This window comes from Haloarchaeobius sp. FL176 (assembly GCF_024609245.1).
Taxonomy (GTDB): domain Archaea; phylum Halobacteriota; class Halobacteria; order Halobacteriales; family Natrialbaceae; genus Haloarchaeobius.
Genome location: NZ_JANJYH010000002.1, coordinates 501,127 through 520,316, shown reverse-complemented (window position 1 = coordinate 520,316; position 19,190 = coordinate 501,127). Strand labels below are relative to the sequence as shown.

Annotated in this window: 15 protein-coding genes; 9 read left to right on the top strand and 6 right to left on the bottom strand. The window is 68.8% G+C overall.

Annotated elements, in window-relative coordinates:
- Window positions 1-116: 116 nt before the first annotated feature.
- On the top strand, window positions 117-1,847 hold the full coding sequence (gene ilvD / locus NO978_RS05840; protein ID WP_257298598.1) for a dihydroxy-acid dehydratase: 1,731 nt from the start codon (window positions 117-119) through the stop codon (window positions 1,845-1,847).
- Here ilvD and NO978_RS05835 read toward each other — a convergent pair whose 3' ends face one another.
- Window positions 1,848-2,510, bottom strand: a complete 663-nt coding sequence (locus NO978_RS05835; RefSeq protein WP_257298597.1) for a hypothetical protein — start codon at window positions 2,508-2,510, stop codon at window positions 1,848-1,850. It abuts the gene before it with no gap.
- 126 nt (window positions 2,511-2,636) lie between these two features.
- Between NO978_RS05835 and NO978_RS05830 the strand changes: the two genes are divergently transcribed.
- The 7 genes from NO978_RS05830 to NO978_RS05800 all read left to right on the top strand — a co-directional run bounded on the left by NO978_RS05830 (window position 2,637) and on the right by NO978_RS05800 (window position 8,763).
- Window positions 2,637-2,768 carry a hypothetical protein gene (locus tag NO978_RS05830; RefSeq protein WP_257298596.1) on the top strand — a complete coding sequence of 44 codons (132 nt, stop codon included), beginning with the start codon at window positions 2,637-2,639 and terminating at the stop codon, window positions 2,766-2,768.
- Between the two features lie 31 nt (window positions 2,769-2,799).
- On the top strand, window positions 2,800-4,233 hold the full coding sequence (locus NO978_RS05825) for a hypothetical protein (RefSeq protein WP_257298595.1): 1,434 nt from the start codon (window positions 2,800-2,802) through the stop codon (window positions 4,231-4,233).
- Between the two features lie 100 nt (window positions 4,234-4,333).
- Complete coding sequence (locus NO978_RS05820) at window positions 4,334-5,791, top strand: hypothetical protein (RefSeq protein WP_257298594.1); 1,458 nt, start codon at window positions 4,334-4,336, stop codon at window positions 5,789-5,791.
- Between the two features lie 73 nt (window positions 5,792-5,864).
- Window positions 5,865-6,479 (top strand): GNAT family N-acetyltransferase, encoded by a 615-nt coding sequence (locus tag NO978_RS05815; protein ID WP_257298593.1) that lies wholly within the window; start codon window positions 5,865-5,867, stop codon window positions 6,477-6,479.
- Complete coding sequence (locus NO978_RS05810) at window positions 6,472-7,155, top strand: GNAT family N-acetyltransferase (RefSeq protein ID WP_257298592.1); 684 nt, start codon at window positions 6,472-6,474, stop codon at window positions 7,153-7,155. The genes NO978_RS05815 and NO978_RS05810 overlap by 8 nt, the downstream gene beginning before the upstream one ends.
- Before the next feature lie 77 nt (window positions 7,156-7,232).
- Window positions 7,233-7,922: a GNAT family N-acetyltransferase gene (locus tag NO978_RS05805; RefSeq protein WP_257298591.1), complete on the top strand. Its 690-nt coding sequence runs from the start codon at window positions 7,233-7,235 to the stop codon at window positions 7,920-7,922.
- 211 nt (window positions 7,923-8,133) lie between these two features.
- Complete coding sequence (locus tag NO978_RS05800; RefSeq protein ID WP_257298590.1) at window positions 8,134-8,763, top strand: hypothetical protein; 630 nt, start codon at window positions 8,134-8,136, stop codon at window positions 8,761-8,763.
- On the opposite strand, the gene NO978_RS05795 is transcribed toward NO978_RS05800, so the two are convergent.
- Window positions 8,760-9,263: an N-acetyltransferase gene (locus NO978_RS05795; protein WP_257298589.1), complete on the bottom strand. Its 504-nt coding sequence runs from the start codon at window positions 9,261-9,263 to the stop codon at window positions 8,760-8,762. The two genes, NO978_RS05800 and NO978_RS05795, sit on opposite strands and share 4 nt — an antisense overlap.
- A 59-nt stretch (window positions 9,264-9,322) precedes the next feature.
- A complete protein-coding gene (locus NO978_RS05790; RefSeq protein WP_257298588.1) occupies window positions 9,323-9,970 on the bottom strand; it encodes a metal-dependent hydrolase in 648 nt (215 codons plus the stop codon).
- 99 nt (window positions 9,971-10,069) lie between these two features.
- Between NO978_RS05790 and NO978_RS05785 the strand changes: the two genes are divergently transcribed.
- Window positions 10,070-10,777, top strand: a complete 708-nt coding sequence (locus NO978_RS05785) for a helix-turn-helix domain-containing protein (RefSeq protein ID WP_257298587.1) — start codon at window positions 10,070-10,072, stop codon at window positions 10,775-10,777.
- A gap of 272 nt (window positions 10,778-11,049) precedes the next feature.
- On the opposite strand, the gene hmgB is transcribed toward NO978_RS05785, so the two are convergent.
- The 3 genes from hmgB to NO978_RS05770 form a co-directional block, all read right to left on the bottom strand.
- Entirely contained in the window at window positions 11,050-12,387 is a 1,338-nt protein-coding gene (gene hmgB / locus NO978_RS05780) for a hydroxymethylglutaryl-CoA synthase (protein ID WP_257298586.1), read from the bottom strand.
- Window positions 12,388-12,450: 63 nt separating this feature from the next.
- Complete coding sequence (locus NO978_RS05775; RefSeq protein ID WP_257298585.1) at window positions 12,451-16,680, bottom strand: PKD domain-containing protein; 4,230 nt, start codon at window positions 16,678-16,680, stop codon at window positions 12,451-12,453.
- A 1-nt stretch (window position 16,681) separates the two neighbouring features.
- Window positions 16,682-19,132 (bottom strand): hypothetical protein, encoded by a 2,451-nt coding sequence (locus NO978_RS05770; RefSeq protein WP_257298584.1) that lies wholly within the window; start codon window positions 19,130-19,132, stop codon window positions 16,682-16,684.
- Window positions 19,133-19,190: the final 58 nt, after the last annotated feature.

Sequence of the window (19,190 nt, the reverse complement as noted above, 5' to 3'; positions counted from 1 at the left end):
CCGTCGGTAGGGGCCCGAACGGTGCGCCGTGACCGTCAAAGAAGCCAGCAGTCGGGGTCGGCAGCAACATCTGTCCCAGCGACGGGACTTAAGCCGTCGCGTGGCTACCTCCCACCATGAACGACCGACCCGAGAAGTCCGAGGGCCTCCGGAGCCGCGAGGTCACCGAGGGACCGGAACGGGCACCACACCGGGCGATGTTCCGCGCGATGGGCTACGACGACACCGACCTCTCCGCACCGATGGTCGGTATCGCGAACCCGGCCGCGGACGTGACGCCCTGCAACGTCCACCTCGACGACGTGGCCGCGTCCGCCATCGAAGGCGTGGAGGCCGCCGAGGGGATGCCCATCGAGTTCGGCACCATCACCATCTCCGACGCCATCTCGATGGGGACCGAGGGGATGCGCGCCTCGCTCGTCTCCCGCGAGGTCATCGCGGACAGCGTCGAGCTGGTCGCGTTCGGCGAGCGCGTCGACGCGCTCGTCACCGTCGCGGGCTGTGACAAGAACCTGCCCGGGATGCTGATGGCGTCCATCCGCACCGACCTGCCGAGCGTCTTCCTGTACGGCGGCTCCATCATGCCCGGCGAGCACGACGGCCGCGAGGTCACCGTCCAGAACGTGTTCGAGGGCGTCGGCGCGGTCGCCTCGGGCGACATGACCGAGGACGAACTGGACGATCTGGAGCGCAACGCCTGCCCCGGCGCGGGCTCCTGCGGCGGGATGTTCACCGCGAACACGATGGCGTCCATCTCCGAGGCACTCGGGATGGCACCACTCGGTTCGGCCAGCCCGCCCGCGGAGGAGGAGTCCCGCTACGAGGTCGCCCACCGCGCAGGGGAACTCGCGCTGGAGGCAGTCGAGGCGGACCGCCGGCCCTCGGACATCCTCTCGAAGGAGAGCTTCGAGAACGCCATCGCGCTCCAGGTCGCCATCGGCGGCTCCACGAACGCGGTGCTCCACCTGCTCGCGCTGGCCGCCGAGGCCGGCATCGACCTCGCTATCGAGGAGTTCGACGAGATCAGCCACCGGACGCCGAAGATCGCCGACCTCCAGCCCGGCGGCACCCGCGTCATGAACGACCTGCACGAGCTCGGCGGCGTGCCCGTCGTGCTCCGGCGGCTGCTCGAGGGCGGCTACCTCCACGGCGACGCCGCCACCATCACGGGTCGGACCATCGCCGAGGAGCTGGCCCACCTCGAGGCTGAGGGCGAGTTGCCCCCCGAAGACGAGGTCGAGGCGGACTTCCTCTACACGACCGACGAGCCGCTCCACGAGGAGGGGGCGATCAAGATTCTCACCGGGAACCTCGCACCCGACGGCGCGGTGCTGAAGGTCACCGGCGAGGACAACTTCCACCACGAGGGCCCCGTCCGCGTGTTCGAGAGCGAGGAGGCGGCGATGAAGTACGTACAGGAGGACCGCATCGAGAGCGGCGACGTGCTCGCCATCCGGAACGAGGGGCCACGCGGCGGCCCCGGAATGCGCGAGATGCTCGGCGTCACCGCCGCCGTCGTCGGCGCGGGCCACGAGGACGACGTCGCCCTGCTCACGGACGGCCGCTTCTCCGGCGCGACCCGGGGGCCGATGGTCGGTCACGTCGCCCCCGAGTCCTACGTCGGCGGCCCCATCGGTGCGTTGGAGGACGGCGACGTGGTGACGGTAGACATCCCGAACCGGGAGCTCTCGGTGGACCTGAGCGATGGGGAAATCGCGGACCGGCTCGACGCACGCGAGGAGCCCGAACCCGCCTACACCTCCGGCGTGCTCGCGAAGTACGGCCGCGACTTCGGCTCGGCGGCCAACGGCGCGGTGTCGAATCCCGGCACGAAGCGGGAACACTGATCACTCGGCCTGGTCCAGTCTGACCCAGCCAGCCGGCGTCCCGTCCATCCCGACGAACCGGACCTCGCGGCCGCCCCCGCGGCGGCGAACCCGCACCATCCCGTCGAACAGGTGCTTCAGCCGCTCGAAGTCGGTGCCGTCGGTGACGTTCGTGTACACTGGAAAGAGCGACAGCCCGGTCGCGCCGCCGGACAGGAGCACCTGGTGGGCGTAGCGGAACACGGTCTCGGCGTCGGCCGAGAGCAGCAGGGTCGACAACGAGTCGAACAGGAGGTGGCGACGGTCGGCGCCAGCGTCTCGCAGCGTCTCCAGACACTCGTTGATGGCCATGCTCCCCCCGGTCAGGTCCGTCGGCGACGGCACGCTCCAGTGCCGTTCGCGCGGGTTCGCCCGGACCACGTCGTGAGTGGGCGTGCAGTCGACGACGCCGAGACGCTCGCGGTCGAGGCTGGGCACGTCACGGACGACCCGGTCGAGGACCGTGCGGGCGGCGTCCCGGGTCGTCACCAGCGCCGCGCCGTCGCCCGGTTCGGCAGCCTCCGCGAGGATGCGGGTCGGGACCGGCCGGACCGTCTCACGGCTCGGCCCCGCGACCAGCAGGTCGCGATGGCGCGAGAGCACGGCGTCGGTGAGGACGTCCTCGAAACGGTACGCCTGGGTCATGTCTCCCCGTCGAAGCTACCGAAAGAGGGCGGTTCAGCGACTTATCCTTGTCGGTCGGTCCCATCCCGGACCACTTTCACACCAGTCTCCGTCGACTTACCGTCCTCCCGGACGAACGCTCGACCGATGATCACGGACCCGCGGGCGTTGCGGGACGAGTGGGTACCGGCCGAGGTTCGCCACCGGAACGCGGAGCGCAACCAGCTCTCGACGGCGCTCACTCCCGTCGCCGCCGACTCCCCATCCCGTCTGACGTAGATATTAAGCGCTGGCGGGCGAAACGTGGCGCATGGCTTTCGACACCGGCTGGGACCTCCCGGCGACCGTGGCCGTGTCGTTCGACCCGCCGGTCGAGGCGGCCGGGGTCGCCAGCGCGGACGCGTTCCGCGCGGCGTACGGGCCGTTCCTGCGCGGGGTACTCGGGACGAACGTGGACCGCGAGCTAGACGGGAGTGCGCTGACGGGACTGGCGAACCGCCTCGGCGGGGTCACCTGGCAGCCCTCGTTCGCCCGGTTCGAGCGGCCCGCCGACGCTGACGAACTCGCGGACCTGACGCGGGTGGTGCAGGCATACGCCCGTTCGGGGGGTGCGATGCGGCCGACGCGGCGACCCGGCTACTGGCGGCACGAGGCGTCGCGCGAGCGGGCGGTCGACCTCGTCGACGAGTGCGAGGCGTGCGAGGCGCGCGCGCTGACGGTGACGACCGGGTCGGCGACGTGCTACCGGCTCTGCGAGGAGCACCACCGCGAGGTGTACCGCGAGTACGTCGATGCGACCCGCCAGGAGCCAGATCCACCCGCACACGAGGAGGCGTTCGACCTCGCGGACCGGCTGCGCGAGGAGGCGCTGCCGACCGACGCGGCGAACCGGCTGGCCGAAATCGGGGCAGACGACCCACACCGGCTGCGGCCCGTGTCGGGCGTGCTCGTCGACGCGTTCGAGGCCCAGCGCGGGGCTCACATCGTCAGTGTGGACTTCCTGCGGGCGGTGACGACGGCGCTGACCCACCTCGGGACCATCGACTCGACGGTCCGCCAGCAGCTCGTCGCGGGGCTGGGCGACGACGACGAGAGCATCCGCGGGGCGAGCGCGGCCGCCATCGCCGCGCTCGCGTGGGAGCGCCCCGAGGCGTTGCTCGACGTGGACGAGGAGAGCCTCGGGGGGTCGGCCGCCGAGCGCCGCCCGCCCGTCGTCAGGCGGCTCGGGTCGATGCTCGGGGCGGATTCGGCCCGCTGTCGCACGCAGGCGCTGTCGGCGCTGCGGGAGTTCGCGCGGAGCCACCCCGCGCAGGTCGAGCCCTACGCGGACTCGGTCCGTGCGGCGACCGAGGACGAGAGCCCGCGCATCCGCTTTCTCGCGGGGGTCACGCTCGCGAATCTCGCACGCGCCGACCCGGAACGGGGGGCGGACTGGCGGCCCGACTTCGCACGGCTCGCCGACGAGGAGAGCCACGTCGCGGCCGCCGGCGTCATCGGGCTCGGCGTCCTCGCAGCCGCGGGTCAGGAAGTGGGGTCCGAGCTGGACGACCTCACCGCGCTCGTGCGGACGTTCGCCGACCCGACGCGGCGGCCGCACCGGGTCGTCAGGGAGGCGACGTTCGCGCTCGGGCACCTCGGCGGCCCCGGCGACGCCGAGCACGTCGACTGGGTGGCCGACTGCGCGCGGACCGACGCGCTGCGGGACGCCTGCGGGCGGGCGACGGACGAGCTGTTCGTGACCTGAGGCCGAGAGCCGCCGGCACGGGACGGCTCCCGGGGCAGGGCCAGCGCGACGGACGGCGGCCCAGGGCCGAACTTATACGCCCGGACGCGGACCGGAACGTATGGACGAGCCACTGTTCTTCGCGCTTCCCGACAGCGTCTTCGTCGCGTTCGACGCGGAGCCCGCGGTCGCGAGCCGCCGCGGCGCGCGTCACGCCATCGACGCCGCCGACTACGCGGCGTTCTTCCGGCGCTACGGCGTCGACATCCGCGAGGCGGACGCCTCGGACGTGCGCTCGCTCGGCGACCTGCTCTCGACGCTCTCGTGGGCCGACGCCGAGGCGACGATGGTGCCGCATCCGGCCGACGCCGACGAGCTCGCGGACCTGACGCGACTGTTCCTCGCCTACGGCGCGGCGGGGGCCGGACTCGAACCGGACGACGGTGCCGGTACCTTCCTCGACGACGCCGGGCTACGGGCGACCGCACGGCGGACCGCCGACGGCTGTGGCAGCTGTACGGCGGCCGCGGTCGACCAGGTCGGCGGGACCTACTACGAGATCTGCAACCCCCACCGGCGGGCGCTCTACCGACGGGCGGTCGAGCGCGAGACCGAGACGGAGCCGGACCTCGACACCATCGACGTGGCCGACTGCGTCGACCGGCTGGAGACCGACGACGACCCGACCGCCGCGGCAGCCGCACTCGCACGGGTCGCCAGGGAGGAACCAGAGCGCGTGGAGCCGGCCCGCGCGGCGCTGTTCGACGTGCTCGACCGGTTGCGCGCCGACCCGTTCGCCGACGAGGGGCCGGCGACGGCCGCCGTCACCGCGCTGGCCGGGCTGGCGACGGTCGACGCCGAGACCCGCACCCGACTCGTCGAACTGCTCGACGACGACCACGCCGGGGTCCGTCGCTGCGCCGCGACTGCGGTCGGCGTGGCCGCGGAGGACCCGCCGACTGCGGCCGCCCTCGTCGCGGACGGGGACGACGACGGCGGCGGGCTGCTCGACCGGGTCGTCGGGGGCAGCGGGCCCCCACCGGCCATCGAGCGCCTGACGGCGATGCTCGACGAGGAGTCCTTCGGGAACCGGGCCCGGGCGCTGTTCGCGCTGACGGAGCTCGCCCGCGACGAGCCGGACGCCGTCGCGCCGGTCGCCGACGCGGTTCGCGCACACCTCGGCGACGACGACCCCGACGCGCGGTTCCGGGCGGTCGTCGCCCTCGGCGTGCTGGCCCGCCACGACTCGGGCCTCGTCGGCGACGCGCTCGGCCGGCTCCGGCAGTTCGCCGGCGGTGAGGGGCCGGACGCCGATGCCGCGACCGTCGCGCTCGCGTACTGTCTGGCGGGTGGCCTGGACGTAGGCAGGGACCGGGGTGACCTCCGTCGGGCAGTGCGCGACCTCGCGGACCCCTCCCGACAGCCCGACCGCACGGTCCGGGAGGCCGCCCTTGCCCTCGGTGCGGTCGGCGTCGACTCCGACCGCGACTACCTCTCGTGGGTCCGCGACTGCGCGGGCTCGCCCCGCGTGGCGAACGCGGCGGAGCGGGCGGCGCGGGACCTCCGCGAACGGGTCTGAGGAGCACCACGGAGAGTGTGAAGAAGACACATCCCTGGCGAACCGTTTTTAGCTGGCTGGACGATGCAGGCGCATGGGCCTGTTCCCCGCCGCGTTCGAGACCGAGCGACTGCGGTACGAACGCCTCGACGAGTCGATGGGGGCGTTCGAGCTGTACGAGTACACGAGCACCGACGAGTTCGCCGAGGTCGGCCGGTTCATCTCGGCGGGCCAGCACCACACCCCGAAGGAGACCGCCGACTACCTGGCCGAGTCCGCGGAGCGCTGGGACGAAGGGAGCCGTGCGAACTGGGCGATGTATCCGGCCGGTGACGAGGACCGTGCCGGCGAGTTCGCCGGCGTCGCGAGCCTCATCCCGCTGTGGGACCGCCGGACGGCCCGCTTCGGCGTCTGGCTCCGCGAGCCGTTCTGGGGACGGGGCTACTCCGGCGAACGGGCGGACGCCCTTGTCGCGCTGACGTTCGACCGGCTCGACCTCGAACTCGTCGGCACGGGCTGTGTGGCCGGGAACGAGAACTCGAAGCGGGCCATCGAGAAGTACGTCGACCGCTGGGGCGGCACGTACGAGGGACTGCTGCGGAACTGGCTCACACTCGACGGCGAGCCACGGGACCTCCACCGCTGGAGCATCAGCCACGAGGAGTACGCGGCCGCCGACGCCATCGTCGAGCTGACCGTCGATGAGTGAGCTGTTCCCCGACCGCATCGAGACCGAGCGGCTGGTCCTCGAACACGAGTCCCCCGCCGACGCGGACCTGTTCGAGCGGTACCGCCACCTCTCGACTGACGCCGTCGACGCCGAGGGGTTCGAGTACATCCCGCTCTCGCCCCACGAGCACCCACACGACACGGCGGAGCTGCTCGGCCGCCGCCACGAGCGCTGGGTGGACGGTATCGGTGCGACCTACGTCGTCCGGCCGAAAGCAGGCGAGGCCGGGGCGAGCGAGGCGGGACGTGCCTCGGACAGCCGAGCGGGCGACGCCCACGAGGCCGGACCCCCGGCGGGCGAAGCCGAGCTGCTCGCCGACTGGGAGCACCGGAGCGCGTACTTCGCCTTCGGCCTCCGCAAGCCGTTCTGGGGCCGGGGGTACTCCGGCGAGCGCGCCGCCGCGCTCGTCTCGCTGGCGTTCGACCGGCTCGACCTCGACGTGGTGACGGTCACCCACCTCGACGCCAACGAGAACTCCCGGCGGGCCGTCGAGAAGTACGTCGAGCGGTTCGGCGGCCGGCGCGAGGGGACCATCCGGAACCAGATCACGCTCGACGGCGAGCCGGTCGACACCGTCCGCTACAGCATCAGCCGTGCGGAGTACCAGGCGAGCGACCCCGACCGCGACCACACGTTTCAGGACGTGGAGGACTAACTTCCGCACTCGAACGACGACCGCCACACGACCGACCAACACGAACGACCGACCACTACGCACAACAAGATTCAGCCATGACGATTACGTTCACCGACTGGGCGGGACTGCTCCCGCGACGCATCGACACCGACCGCCTGACCATGCTGCCCTCGACCCCGGAAGTGATGGAGCCGCTGGAGTACTACCGGGTCTGCTCGGACGGGACCGACATCGAGGCGGTGACCGAACACCTCACGTGGGACCCGCACGCCCACCCGAAGGAGACCCTGGAGTTCCTCGAGACGACCCGTGACGGGCTCGAATCGGACGAGAACGCCTCGTACCAGCTCTACGTCGACCCGGCCGACGCACCCGCCGGCATCGACGGCCCCACGCCCTGCGGACCGTACGCCGACACTGACCTCGTGCTCGCTGGCGGCGCGGGCATGGGCATCGACTGGGATCGCCGGACCGGCACGCTCGGGACCTGGCTCCGCAAGCCGTTCTGGGGTCGGGGCTACTCCGGCGAGCGCGCCGCCGCGTTCGTCGCGCTCGCGTTCGAACGTCTCGACTTAGAGGTCGTCGCCGTCGAGCACGTCGGGGGGAACGAGAACTCCCGACGGGCCATCGAGCGGTACGTCGAACGCTTCGGCGGGCAGAAGGAGGGCACCCTGCGCAACTGGGCGCTGAAAGCGGGCGAACCGGTCACGCAACATCGGTACAGCATCACCCGCGAGGAGTACGAAGCCAGCGAGGCCGACCTCGACGTGACGGGCCAGCCCTGACCGTGCGCTGGGACCAGCCGCCCGTGACCGAGTCCGCGACGGAGCGACACCCACCAGTTCCCGACGACTGTCGGATTCGGTTCGTGGAGCCAGTACTTGAAAGCGACCCCTACAATAGTTGAACGAAATGTGATACAGCTAACGCAACCGAAGCAACCCACCGTGTGTTTGCCGCATATTTTTACCATCTGGGCCAGAATCCACTCCTGTCATGGAACCGAACACGAATCTCGGAGGCGCGCGGGCGAACGAGACCGGCGTCGACCTGCGCTCGGCCGTCATCAGTGCAGGAGCCGGCGCGGTCGCGTTCGTGACGAGCTACCTGCTGACGTTCCTGCTGTGGACCCAGACGAACCTGCCGGAGCCGGACAACAGTAGCGAGGCGTTCGTCGCGCTCGTCAGCGACAACGTCCCATCGTGGAAGGCCGCCGGGATGGCGCTGTACAACGCCAACCTCGTGGACGTGACGTACACCAGCCCGGCCGGTAGCTCCTCGGTGAACCTCATCGACGCGGCCGGCGGTGGCCTCATCACCGCCGCGTTCGTCGTGCCGCCGGCGTTCCTGCTGCTCGCCGGGTTCGCAAGCGTCTCGGTCGGCGACGTGACGACCGACATCGCGAACGCGGTCGCAGCCGGCGCACTCACCCTCGTGGGGTATGTCCTGTTCGCCCTCGTGGGCACGTTCCTGTTCGCCCATTCCGAGACCGTCGAGGTGCTCTGGTTCTCCGGCGAGTACAGCCTCACCATCCCCCTCGTCTGGACCGTCGCCTTCCTCGGGGTCGTCTACCCGGTCGTGTTCGGCGGGCTCGGCGGCGCCGGCGCGTACCTCCTGCAGGATTAAAGCTCGCGGGCGACCATCTCGCCCCAGTGCGAGAAGCCGTGTCGCTCGTAGAACGCCTGTGCCCGCTCGTTCTCGCGGTCCACGTCGAGCACCAGCCGGTCGAGCGGCAGGTCCTGCGACCGCGCGAAGGCGACCGCTTCGCTCATGAGGTCGTCCGCGACGCCCGTGCCGCGGTGGTCCGGGTCGACCCACAGCTCGTTCAGCACCGCCGCGTCCCAGACGTGAGCGAGTCGCTCGGGGAGGACGAACACGTAGCCCGCAAGCGCGTCCGCACCGTCGCCACTCCCGTCACCGGGTTCGACGAGGACGCAGCGCTCGTCGGCCGCGACGCAGCGGTCCACCCACTCGAACCACGACTCCCGGTACGCCGCGGTGAGCTTGCCCTCGTACTTCGCCTCCTTGTCGTCGCCGCCGGTACCGGAGCCGAGACCGAGTTCGAACGCGCGCTTTGCCTGCCAGAGCGCCGCCTCGTCCGTCTCGGCGTCGTATGATCTGACCATGAGCCGGCTTCGTCGGCGGTCGGCTTCAGTCGTCCGGGTCGCGGTCGGCGGGGACCGCCTCAGTTCGCGTACTCGTCGAACAGCCGGCTCGCCATCACGAACGCCCCGGTGACGACGAGCAGGAGCTGCTCGCCGCTGTCTGCGAGCGGGAACACGCGCTCCTGCACGTCGGCGTCGCCCGAACGGTCCGGGTTCGTGTCCACGCCCGTGTGGTACTGTGTCTCCTGCGTGGAGCCGCGCGAGACCGACTTCGCGGGCTCTTCGCTCTCGAGTTCGACGAACGTCTGGACGAACCCCTTCCGGTCCGAGAGGTACATCTCGCCGTTGAACGCGTAGAACTGGTCGTGGACGGGCCAGAACAGGTTCGCGCCGTTGGTCATCAGGTCCGGGCCGATGGCACCGAAGAGGGCGGCGACGACCGCGACGGCGCCGACGCGGTGAGCGGTGGGGCCGAACCGGTTCCGGAGGCTGGAGTCGTCGCCGCGCGAGCGGTCGGCGAGCAGTACGACGCCGATGGCGGCGAGGAACAGTAGCGAGTGGAACGCCGCGCGGTGCGCGCCGACGACGACGAACCCGACGAACACGTCCAGGTCGACGAGCACCGTCAGGCCGACCACCGCGAGCAGCGCGCGCCAGGAGAACGCGCGACCGAGGAGGGCACACCCGACGATTCCGGCGAGTGCCACGTGAACGACTGTCGAGGGCATACGGGAGGCATCGTCGCTCGGAGCAAAACCCTTCGGGTTCGTCACCTGTCGAAGGGGGCTTTCGATACGTTTTTGCGCCGCGTCCGCCACCACCGGACGATGAGCGACAGCCCACGCCGACAGCTGGCGACGAAGATCGCCGGCGAGGTCACACTCTCGGAAGACCCCGGCTCGACCCTGCGGAAGTGGCGCACCGACTTCGACGTCTCCCAGACGAACCTCGCGGCCGAACTGGACGTCTCGTCCTCGGTCATCTCGGACTACGAGAGCGGCCGACGCGAGAACCCCGGCATCGGCGTCGTGAGCCGCATCGTCGAGGCACTGCTGACCATCGACGAGTCGCGCGGCGGCGACCACATCCGCCAGTACGCCCGCGTGCTCTCCGCGGGCTTCGAGAGCGACATCGTCCGCGACCTGCGGGAGTACCCGACGACCGTCTCCCTCTCCCGGCTGTACGACGCCATCGACGCGACCGAGGTGCAGTCGGGCCACGCGACCAGCGTCTCCGGCCACACCGTCATCGACTCCATCGCGGCCATCACGCGTCTCTCCTCCGAGGAGTTCTACCGTCTCTACGGCCAGTCGACCTCGCGGGCGCTCGTGTTCACCGAGATCACCCGTGGCGAATCGCCGCTGGTCGCGATGCGCGTCGTCACCCCCACCCCGAACGCCGTCATCCTCCACGGCATCGAGGAAGCGGACCTCTGGGAGCACGCGCCGAAGCTCGCGCGCGCCGACGGCTTCTCGCTGGCCGTGACGAACGCCTCGACCGAGGAGATGCTGGAGTCGCTCGCGTCGCTGCCGTAGCTCCGCTCGGACCACTGTTTCCGAGTCAGAAAACCTGCGGTCCGATTTTTATGTGTCCCGGCCACAGGATAGAGTGGCGACGGCCGCCCACCCCGCAACCCACCGTCGCCATCCATCGACCCCACCCGAAGTCGGTGCCGGCCCCTGCCCATCCCCTGCCCACCCCCGGCCGGCTCCGACTCCACCGCCCGCAGACAGCCTCCACCGGTTCCGACTGGGTTCCCTGCTGACGCGACCGGCCGCCACCACCGCGACCGGCCGCACTCGTTCGCTCACTCGACGTACGTGTACTTCCGCTCGCCCATCCGGCCCCAGCCGTCGAAGACGAACTCCGCTTCGGGCGCGGTGAACTCCTCCAGTTCTGAGTCCATGTCGTGGTTGTGTCGGTCGTGGACCTCCTCGTACTCCGCCCACGAGAGGTCGTACCGGTCGGCGACCTGTTCGTCGATGTTCAGTGCGGCTATCTCCTCCGCCCAACCGTCCTGAACGGTCTCGCCGTGGATCTCCGCCTGCGCGCCCGAGCCGTAAGACGCGACGAGCATCGACTCGCCGGTGACGTCACGGTCGGCCTCCAGCGCGGTCTTCAGGGCGGAGACCCGCGCCAGGTGGACCGACGCGGTGTACCAGTTGCCGACGTCGCGCGCGATCGAGAGCGTCGGGTCGACCGCCGCCGCGTACCAGTCCTGGTACCGCCCGGTCTCCTTCAGCGCGTCCATGTACTCGCGGACGGCCTCCTCGTACTGGGCGTCGTCGTCGAAGCTCTCGCGACGGGGCTGGCGGCCGATGCCCTCCGCGAGTTCCTCCTCGACGCCCGTGTCGCGGGTGACGTGACGGTAGGCGAGTGCGGCCGCCTTCCGGACCATCCCCGGGAACGGCGTGTGGAACGGCGCGTAGACGAAGTCGTCGATGTGTACGTCGCCGGCGACGCTCTCGTAGTCCTCCAGCGCCTCGCGCATCCGGGCGAGGTACACCTGCACGGAGCGCTTGCCGTCGACGCTCGGGAACTGCTGGTTCGGCTTCAGGAAGTCCGTCTCGTCGGCGCTCCCGTAGCCCTGATGGGTCGAGATCTCGACGAGGTCTGGGTCCTCGCTGATGAGCAGCGCGACCGCACCCGCACCCTGGGTCGCCTCGCCCGCGTCGCCGCGAGCGTACAGCGCCGTGTCGGTCGCGACGACGATAGCGCTCCGGCCGCGGTTCCGGCCCGCGCGGATCCAGTTGTACGCGTCGTCGACGCTCTGGGTGCCCGCGATGCAGGCGAACTTCCGCTCGCCCTTGTTCGCGTGGTGGAAGTCCCCGTCGTACACCTGCTCGAGACAGCCCGCGATGTACGTCGAGATCGGCTTGGAGTTGTCGAAGCTCGACTCGGTGGCCACGTCGATGCGGCCGATGTCGTCGGGCGTTAGCCCCTTCCGGTCCATCAGGCGCTTCGCCGCGTTCGCCCCCATCGTCACGATGTCCTCGTAGGAGTCGGGGAACGAGGACGCTCGGAGGCCGAGACCTTTCGTGTACTTCTCCGGGTCGTCGCCCTTCTCCGGAGCGAACGTCTCCGCCAGGTCGAGTTTCAGGTTTCCAGTCCAGACTTCGACCGCGTCGATACCGACTGCTGTCATAGGCCACACTCAGTCGACCTGGTATTTGTGGGTGTCGATGAATATTTCGACGGTCGTCGAAAATCAGAGGGTGTAGGTAAACGTCTCCGTATCGGTGGTCCCGTCGGCGTACTCGACGGTGACGGTGACAGTGACCTCTTCCCCGGCCATGCTGACCGGATTGTCAAATCCATCCTGGAACTCGACGAGCAAGACGCTCGTGTTCTGCCCAGCCGGGACGACCGGGGTGTTCCAGTCGGATGCGCTGGTCTCGTTGATTTTATTTCCGTGGGTGAACCCGTCGGAGAGGCACCCGATTAAATCGATCTCGAACTGCGCTGCGTACCCGTCGTTCGGGTCGGTGAACCCGTTGCTGAAGTTCTGGTCGATCATGACTTCTCTCGCTTCGTAGCCCCCGCCGAGCGTGTAGCACGGCTCCCGCAACTGCGTCGAGTTACCCGTCGCTTCCACGCTAATGCCAGTCACGTCGAAGTCGGTCGAGGCGTTGTTCGCGAGCGAGAGCGTGACGACGGAGTCGGCCGTACCACCGGTCAGCGTCTCAGCGTCGCCGTCTCTGACCGGCCCACCGACGTTCACGGTACGGGTCGTGGTATCCGTCGCGCCGTTGGCGTCGGTGACGGTGAGCGACACCGTGTAGGTACCGGGAGAGTCGAAGCTGTGACTGACGCTCTGACCTGTCGCGGTCGTCCCGTCACCGAACTCCCACTCGTAACTCCCGGCGCCGGCGACCGTACTCCCGGATCCGTCGAAGGTAGCCGACTCGTTCGAGTGGACAGTCTCCGGCGCGTAGTCGAACGACGCGTTCGGTGCGGGGTCGAAGAACGCCGTCTCGGCGACGTCCGACCAGTCGCTCGGGTCGTCCGTGTCGACGTACCAACCGCTCCCGTTGCTGTCGCGGACCGCGACGGCGGTCGTGTTGCTGTAGGTGTAGCTCCAGCCGTTGCTCGTGCTCGCGGAGCCGTAGGCGAACTCGTCGAGCACCCGCCCGCTGGAGGTGTTGACGAGTTCCAGCGGCTCGCCGGCTGTATTCGCAAGCACTCCGGTTTTACCGGGGTCGAACTCAACGAGCGTCACGTCCGCCGGGACGGACCACTGGTTCTCGAACGCGGTGGTGTTCCGGACGAACCAGACCGTGCCGTTCGTCGTCGCCGGGAACTCGGCGCTCGTCTCGCCAGTCCCGTTCTCGTCGTCGCGGACGACCCAGTCCGTCGTGTTGAGCGGGCCGTCGACCTCGACGGCGATGAACTCGCCGTCGCTATCGCCAAGCGCGTCGGGGTTCGGCTGGACGGCGGTCAGCAGCGCGGCGGGGCGGACCGTCACCGTACGGGTCGTGGTGTCGGTCAGGCCGTCGCCGTCGGTGACCGTGAGCGTGACCGTGTACGTGCCGGGCTGGCTGTAGGAGTGACTCGCCGTCGCACCGGTCGCGGTGGTGCCGTCACCGAACGTCCACTCGTAGCTGCTGACCGAGCCATCGACGTCCGTGGAGCCGGACCCGTCGACCGAGAGCGTGTCACCCGTGGTCGGGCTCGACGGCGTTGCGGTGAACGACGCGGTCGGCTGCGTGCCTCCGCCGTCGTACGTTGGGCAGTCGCCAACGACGGCCACGCCGCTCGCCCCGTCGGGTTCGAGGGTCAGCCCGGCGAGACACGGGCTCTGTGCCGGCGCGGTCGTGTTGAGTTCGACGACGACGCGGAACCGGTCACTCGACGTGCCGAAGTTCCCGTCGCCGACAGCGTAGGACTGCTGTCCGTCGACGATTGAGACCGGGTCGCTCCGGTTCCACGTCCCGTCGTCCTCGGGGTCCGACTCGACGTAGGTGGTGAGGCTCGTTCCCGGAGGCACGTCGGCAGTGACGTTCTCCAGCCGGATGGTGCGCGGGTCGACCGTGACCGGGGTAGTCTTCTCGGCGGTCGTGATGCTGCCGTTCCGGGTCGTCTCGTACAGCGCCAGCGCCTCGGCGTTGGTGAGCGCACGGTCGTAGAGGCGTACGTCGTCGAGCCGACCGTCGAGGTACTCCGGCGAGCTGCCGGTGTCCTCGATGACGCCGATACCCGAGAACGAACTCGTCTTCGCCCCCTTGTCGGATGTCGCGGTGTCTTCCAGCACTCCGTCGACGTACACCCGCGTCTCACCGGTGTTCGCGTTCCGGACGAGCACGACGTGGTGCCAGGTGCCGTCGTTGATCTCCGTAGTGCTCTGCGCACTCTCGTTGTCACCGGCCTGGACACCGATGTTGCCCGAGGCGTCGATCCAGCCGTAGAACACGTCGTTCCCGTCGCCGTTGCTCTCGACGCCGGTGATGCCCGGAGCCTGCCACATCGTGTCGTCTCCACTCTGAGTGGTCTTGATCCAGGCCGACACCGTCCCACTGTCGCCGAGTGACGACGAGAGGTCCGTCGGGGCCTGCACCGAGTTGTCGAGGCCATCGAAGCTGTACGCCGAGGTGTTCAACACGCCCGGAACGCCCTGTGTCGCGCCGTCGACGGTCCCGTCGTTGCCCCCACTTGCGTCGGCGGCCGTCGAGCCGGTATTCTCGTCGAACGGATAGTACAGTACGAGCCCCGACCCACTGGTCGGATAGCCCAACTGGACCGCACCCGCGTCGTGGTCGCCGCGGTCAGCGTGGACGACGCCCTCCTCGCTCGTCGCGGCGTCCCAGTCCGCGGCGGTCTGCCAGACGAGCGGCGAGAGCGCGCCGCTGACGACCTCGACGACCAGTCGGTCGCCGCTGCCCCCGCTCGTGACGTACGCGAGGAAGGTGCCGTCGCTCTGGAAGTCGAACGCCGCGTCGGCCGCACCCGAGGTGTTGGTCTGCCCGTCGGCGCTCGTGATGGTCGCGACGCCCGTGTCGTTCACGCTGAACTCGACCGGCTGGTTCGCCAGCCCCTCGACGATGCGGGCGGTGAAGTTCCGCGTCGGGGAGGCCGTCCTGTCGACCGTGACCGTGCTGTTGCGGTCCCACTCGACGGTGTACACACCACCACTCCCGCCGCCGCTACCGCTGCCACCGCCCCCGGGGGTGACGGTCGTCTCGACCGTCGCGTTCAGCGGTGCGCTCGGGTCGAAGCCACTCTGGGGGTCCGCGTCGAGGCTCACGTTCACCGTCACGTCGGTCGCCGTCGTCACCGAGTCCGGCGCGTCGTACCGGACCGTCACCCGACCGTCGTCGCCGACCACCAGGTCGTCGAACTCGCCCTTGGAGGTCCCGTCGACCGTCAGGTCGCCCCGGCTGCCGTCGACCGAGAGGTTCACCGTCGAGCCCGGAACCGGGTTGTTGTACCGGTCGCGGACCTCGATTGTGAACTCTCGCGACGAGCCGGCCTCAACCGTTCCCCCACTCCCATCGACGACGGTCACGTACGCCGGCTCGGGGGGACTCGGGTCTGGCTCCGACGCCGTCCCGAGGTTGACCTGCGTCGTCTGCACCGTGTACGTCTCGTTCGCGACGAGCGTGATACCGACCCGGTGGAGCGGCTCGCCGTCGGGCGCGGTGAGCGTGCTCCCGTTCACCACGCCCGCGACGTAGCCGCCGTCCTTCTCGAGCTGGCCGTCCGCGGCCAGCGTCTCGTTCCAGAACTCGGCAGACCGGTAGGAGGTCACCGTCAGGGTCACCGGCCCGGAGTCGTTCTCGACCCGGACGGTGTTCGTCGAACTGCTCGTCGGCGTCACCTGGAGCGAGAGGTCGGCGGTGACGCCGGACCGCGTCTCGCTCACGTTCCCCGACGCGACCAGCAACGAGAGCCGCTTCCCATCGACGAGCGACTGCGGCGAACGGACCAGGGTGGTCGAGTCGTACCGGTCGTACAGGAGCGTGTTGTCCAGCACGGTCCTCGGCGCGCCCTCGTACTCGTGGTACCCCGGCCGGTAGGTGACCAGCGCGGTGTCGTAGCTCAGCTCGGTCCCCCAGAAGTCGGCCGTCTCGCCGTCGACCGGCGTCGCGTTGGACACGTTCATCGTGACTACGCCACCTCCCGAGACCGTCCGCAGCTGGCCGACCGGCGGCTGCGGGTTCCGGTAGATCGTCCGGTCCGGGTACGTCGTCCCCAGCGGGATGGCGACGCTGCCGCCCCGCCCACCGGCGCTCGCCGAGACCATCCGGCTGCGGAGCTCCTGCATCTGTTCGTGGACCTCCTGATTGTGACCGTACTCGACCTCCTCGTTCTGTGCGGGGACGACGCTCACCTGCCACGCCGTCACCGCGAGGATGAGAAAGCCGAAGAGGAGGACGACCGCAACGACGGTCGATTGGGAGCGGTCGGGGCCGGTACTCCTGTGAGACCGAACTTTATCCACGTCATGCCACCCCACTGGTACCTTGATTTACCCCGATTCGGTTCCCATCATCATCTCGAACGTAGCCTTCGGTTCCGGACGCAGTAATATACCGGAGGTAACCGCTCTGGTCGATGTAAATCACTTCTTCGGTTGCAGCTCCAACTATGTCGACTGTCGCAAGCGGGGGACCGTCTGCAATGGAGGAATTAGCAGTAGTGAACGAGAAACCGTCGGTGGCGTTCACCGTGTACACGCTGTTCGCTCCCTTTCTGACGACGAACTCAACGGTCCCATCAGCCCCGATGAAATCCGCAGGATCGCTTATCGAGTTCGCCGATGTCGGTTTGGTATTACGTTCCTGAAGCTGGTTCTCTTGGCCGTTCGGATCAACCCATCCGAGTTTGTCGTTGTTACTCCCAACGACTGTGATTTCGTTCTGTCCATCACCATCTATGTCACCTGTCCCCCCAACGCTTGCAACCGTAATCGGCTTTGGATTGTTTTTGGTCGGATCTCGATAAACTGTTCCCAAGTTTCCTGCACTGTCGACGGTACGGAGTTCGTTATTGCCGTCGACAAAGAAGACGTATGGGCCGGTACCACGGTAGGTCCCTACGCCTAATCTGGTCTGGGTGTAACCCGGTCCGAAAGTCGACCCGCCGATGAGAGTCTGTGTCTCCCCCTCAATGTCGATTAATTTGAGATTACTGTTCTCATCGACGAAGGGAATCTCTTCTCTCCCATCGCCATCGAAGTCGACTTCCATCGCTCCGACTGCAGAGACCGAGCCAGTAACTGCGGAGTCGTAGGATCTAATTACACCGTTCTGTCCGACACTTCTGAGGTACTGATCGGATGGCGTAGTGTAGACGATTCCCGGTTGGAAATCCGGGCCGCCTGCCACGCCTGCAACGGTGAACTCTACCCGATCACCGCCCGCACCGCTCGTCACGTACGTCGTCACCGTCCCGTTCTGACTCACTGTCAGCGTCGTCTGGTCCTCTCCGGTGCTGTTCGTCGTCCCGCTGGTCGGCGAGAAGTTCCCGACCGTGCTGTTGCTCACGGAGTAGGTGACGCTGGCACCGTCGGCGACGGGGTCGGTGAACATGACCATCGGGAGGTCGACGGCGGACTCGCCGTTGCCCTGAATGGTGCACTGGCCACGCGGCGAGCAATTGACCGTCGCGGTACCGGAGGCGGTCCGGTTTTCGGGGTCGTGCCACGTGACGTTGTACGCGCCGTTCCCACTGCCCCCGCCCCCGCTCGCGGTCACCGTGAGGTCGAACTCGACCTGCTGGGAGCGGTTCGCACCCGTCGAGAGGTTCACCGTCACGGTCGCGGAGCTGCTGCTGGAGGGAGCGTCGTACGTGAACCGTGCGCGACCGTCGTCGCCGGTCCGTTCCGTGCCGCCGCCCTGGAGCGAGCCGTCACCGTCGACGCTCGCCGCGACCTCCACGCCGCTCTGTGCGCCGTTGAACTGGTCGCGGACCTCGACGGTGAGCGTCTCGCTCCCACCGGCCGGGACGCTTCGAGACGTACTCTCGGGCGTGGTCAGGTAGGAGCCGCCGTCGACGGGTGTGACTCCGGTCCCGACGCCGGCTTTCGCGAGTCGCAGGCGGTAGGTCCCGGGTTCGAGCTCGAAGGTGACGAGAAAGAGCGGGACGGCCCCGTCGGTGCTGAGCTGACGGACCAGATCGACGTCAGTGACGTTCGCGTTCGGGTCCGTCCGTGCCTGGTCGTACTGGCCCGATTCTTCGAGAATGCGTTCCCACTCGTCGTCAGACAGCGTGGTCGGAATCGTCACCGTGACTGGGTCGCTGGCGTTGCCCTCGACGGTGACGGTGCGTGGTTCGTTCGTCGCCGACCGGACTGTCAGTGATGCAGTCCGGCCTTCCTGCCGGACCTCGCCGTCGAGCGCGGTGAGCGTGATGCGGTTCCCGTCGAACACGTCCTGCTGTGTCAGCGTGATGTTCGCGGTCCGGAAGCGGTTGTACGCCAGCGAGTTCTCGTACACCGTCGTCGGCGCGCTCTGGTAGACGTTGTAGCGCGGTTCGTAGACGATGGCACCGGTCGAGAAGGAGCGAGCGGTGCCGTTCCAGTAGTCCGCAGTTTCGCCGTCGAGTGCCGAGGCGTTGTCGACGGTGAACCCGACCGACCCGTTCGTCGTCCCGACGGTTTGCAACAGGCCCGTCGGTGGCGGTGGGTTCACGAAGATGCTCCGAGCCGGGTAGCGCGTGCCGAGCGGGACGGCGACCGAGCCGCCGACACCCCGCGCCGGCACCGTACCGACGGTGTCGCGGAGGTCCTGCATGCGTTCCTGGACCTCGCGGTTGTGGTTGACCTCGACCTCCTCGTTCTGGTTCGGGACGACCTGCACCTGGTAGGTCGAGATCGCGATGACGACGAATGCGAGCAGAATCACTGCGCCCACCTGGACGCTCACCCCCCGCTCGTCGTCGAGAAACTCCATTCTACGCACAGATTCGATTGGCGCGAGTAAAACCCTTATGACCGAATTACCGAAGGGA

Bases quoted from the DNA above. Each gene is read 5' to 3' on its own strand.
- ilvD (WP_257298598.1), top strand. From the start codon at position 117: ATGAACGACCGACCCGAGAAGTCCGAGGGCCTCCGGAGCCGCGAGGTC.
- NO978_RS05835 (WP_257298597.1), bottom strand. From the start codon at position 2,510: ATGACCCAGGCGTACCGTTTCGAGGACGTCCTCACCGACGCCGTGCTC.
- NO978_RS05830 (WP_257298596.1), top strand. From the start codon at position 2,637: ATGATCACGGACCCGCGGGCGTTGCGGGACGAGTGGGTACCGGCCGAG.
- NO978_RS05825 (WP_257298595.1), top strand. From the start codon at position 2,800: ATGGCTTTCGACACCGGCTGGGACCTCCCGGCGACCGTGGCCGTGTCG.
- NO978_RS05820 (WP_257298594.1), top strand. From the start codon at position 4,334: ATGGACGAGCCACTGTTCTTCGCGCTTCCCGACAGCGTCTTCGTCGCG.
- NO978_RS05815 (WP_257298593.1), top strand. From the start codon at position 5,865: ATGGGCCTGTTCCCCGCCGCGTTCGAGACCGAGCGACTGCGGTACGAA.
- NO978_RS05810 (WP_257298592.1), top strand. From the start codon at position 6,472: ATGAGTGAGCTGTTCCCCGACCGCATCGAGACCGAGCGGCTGGTCCTC.
- NO978_RS05805 (WP_257298591.1), top strand. From the start codon at position 7,233: ATGACGATTACGTTCACCGACTGGGCGGGACTGCTCCCGCGACGCATC.
- NO978_RS05800 (WP_257298590.1), top strand. From the start codon at position 8,134: ATGGAACCGAACACGAATCTCGGAGGCGCGCGGGCGAACGAGACCGGC.
- NO978_RS05795 (WP_257298589.1), bottom strand. From the start codon at position 9,263: ATGGTCAGATCATACGACGCCGAGACGGACGAGGCGGCGCTCTGGCAG.
- NO978_RS05790 (WP_257298588.1), bottom strand. From the start codon at position 9,970: ATGCCCTCGACAGTCGTTCACGTGGCACTCGCCGGAATCGTCGGGTGT.
- NO978_RS05785 (WP_257298587.1), top strand. From the start codon at position 10,070: ATGAGCGACAGCCCACGCCGACAGCTGGCGACGAAGATCGCCGGCGAG.
- hmgB (WP_257298586.1), bottom strand. From the start codon at position 12,387: ATGACAGCAGTCGGTATCGACGCGGTCGAAGTCTGGACTGGAAACCTG.
- NO978_RS05770 (WP_257298584.1), bottom strand. From the start codon at position 19,132: ATGGAGTTTCTCGACGACGAGCGGGGGGTGAGCGTCCAGGTGGGCGCA.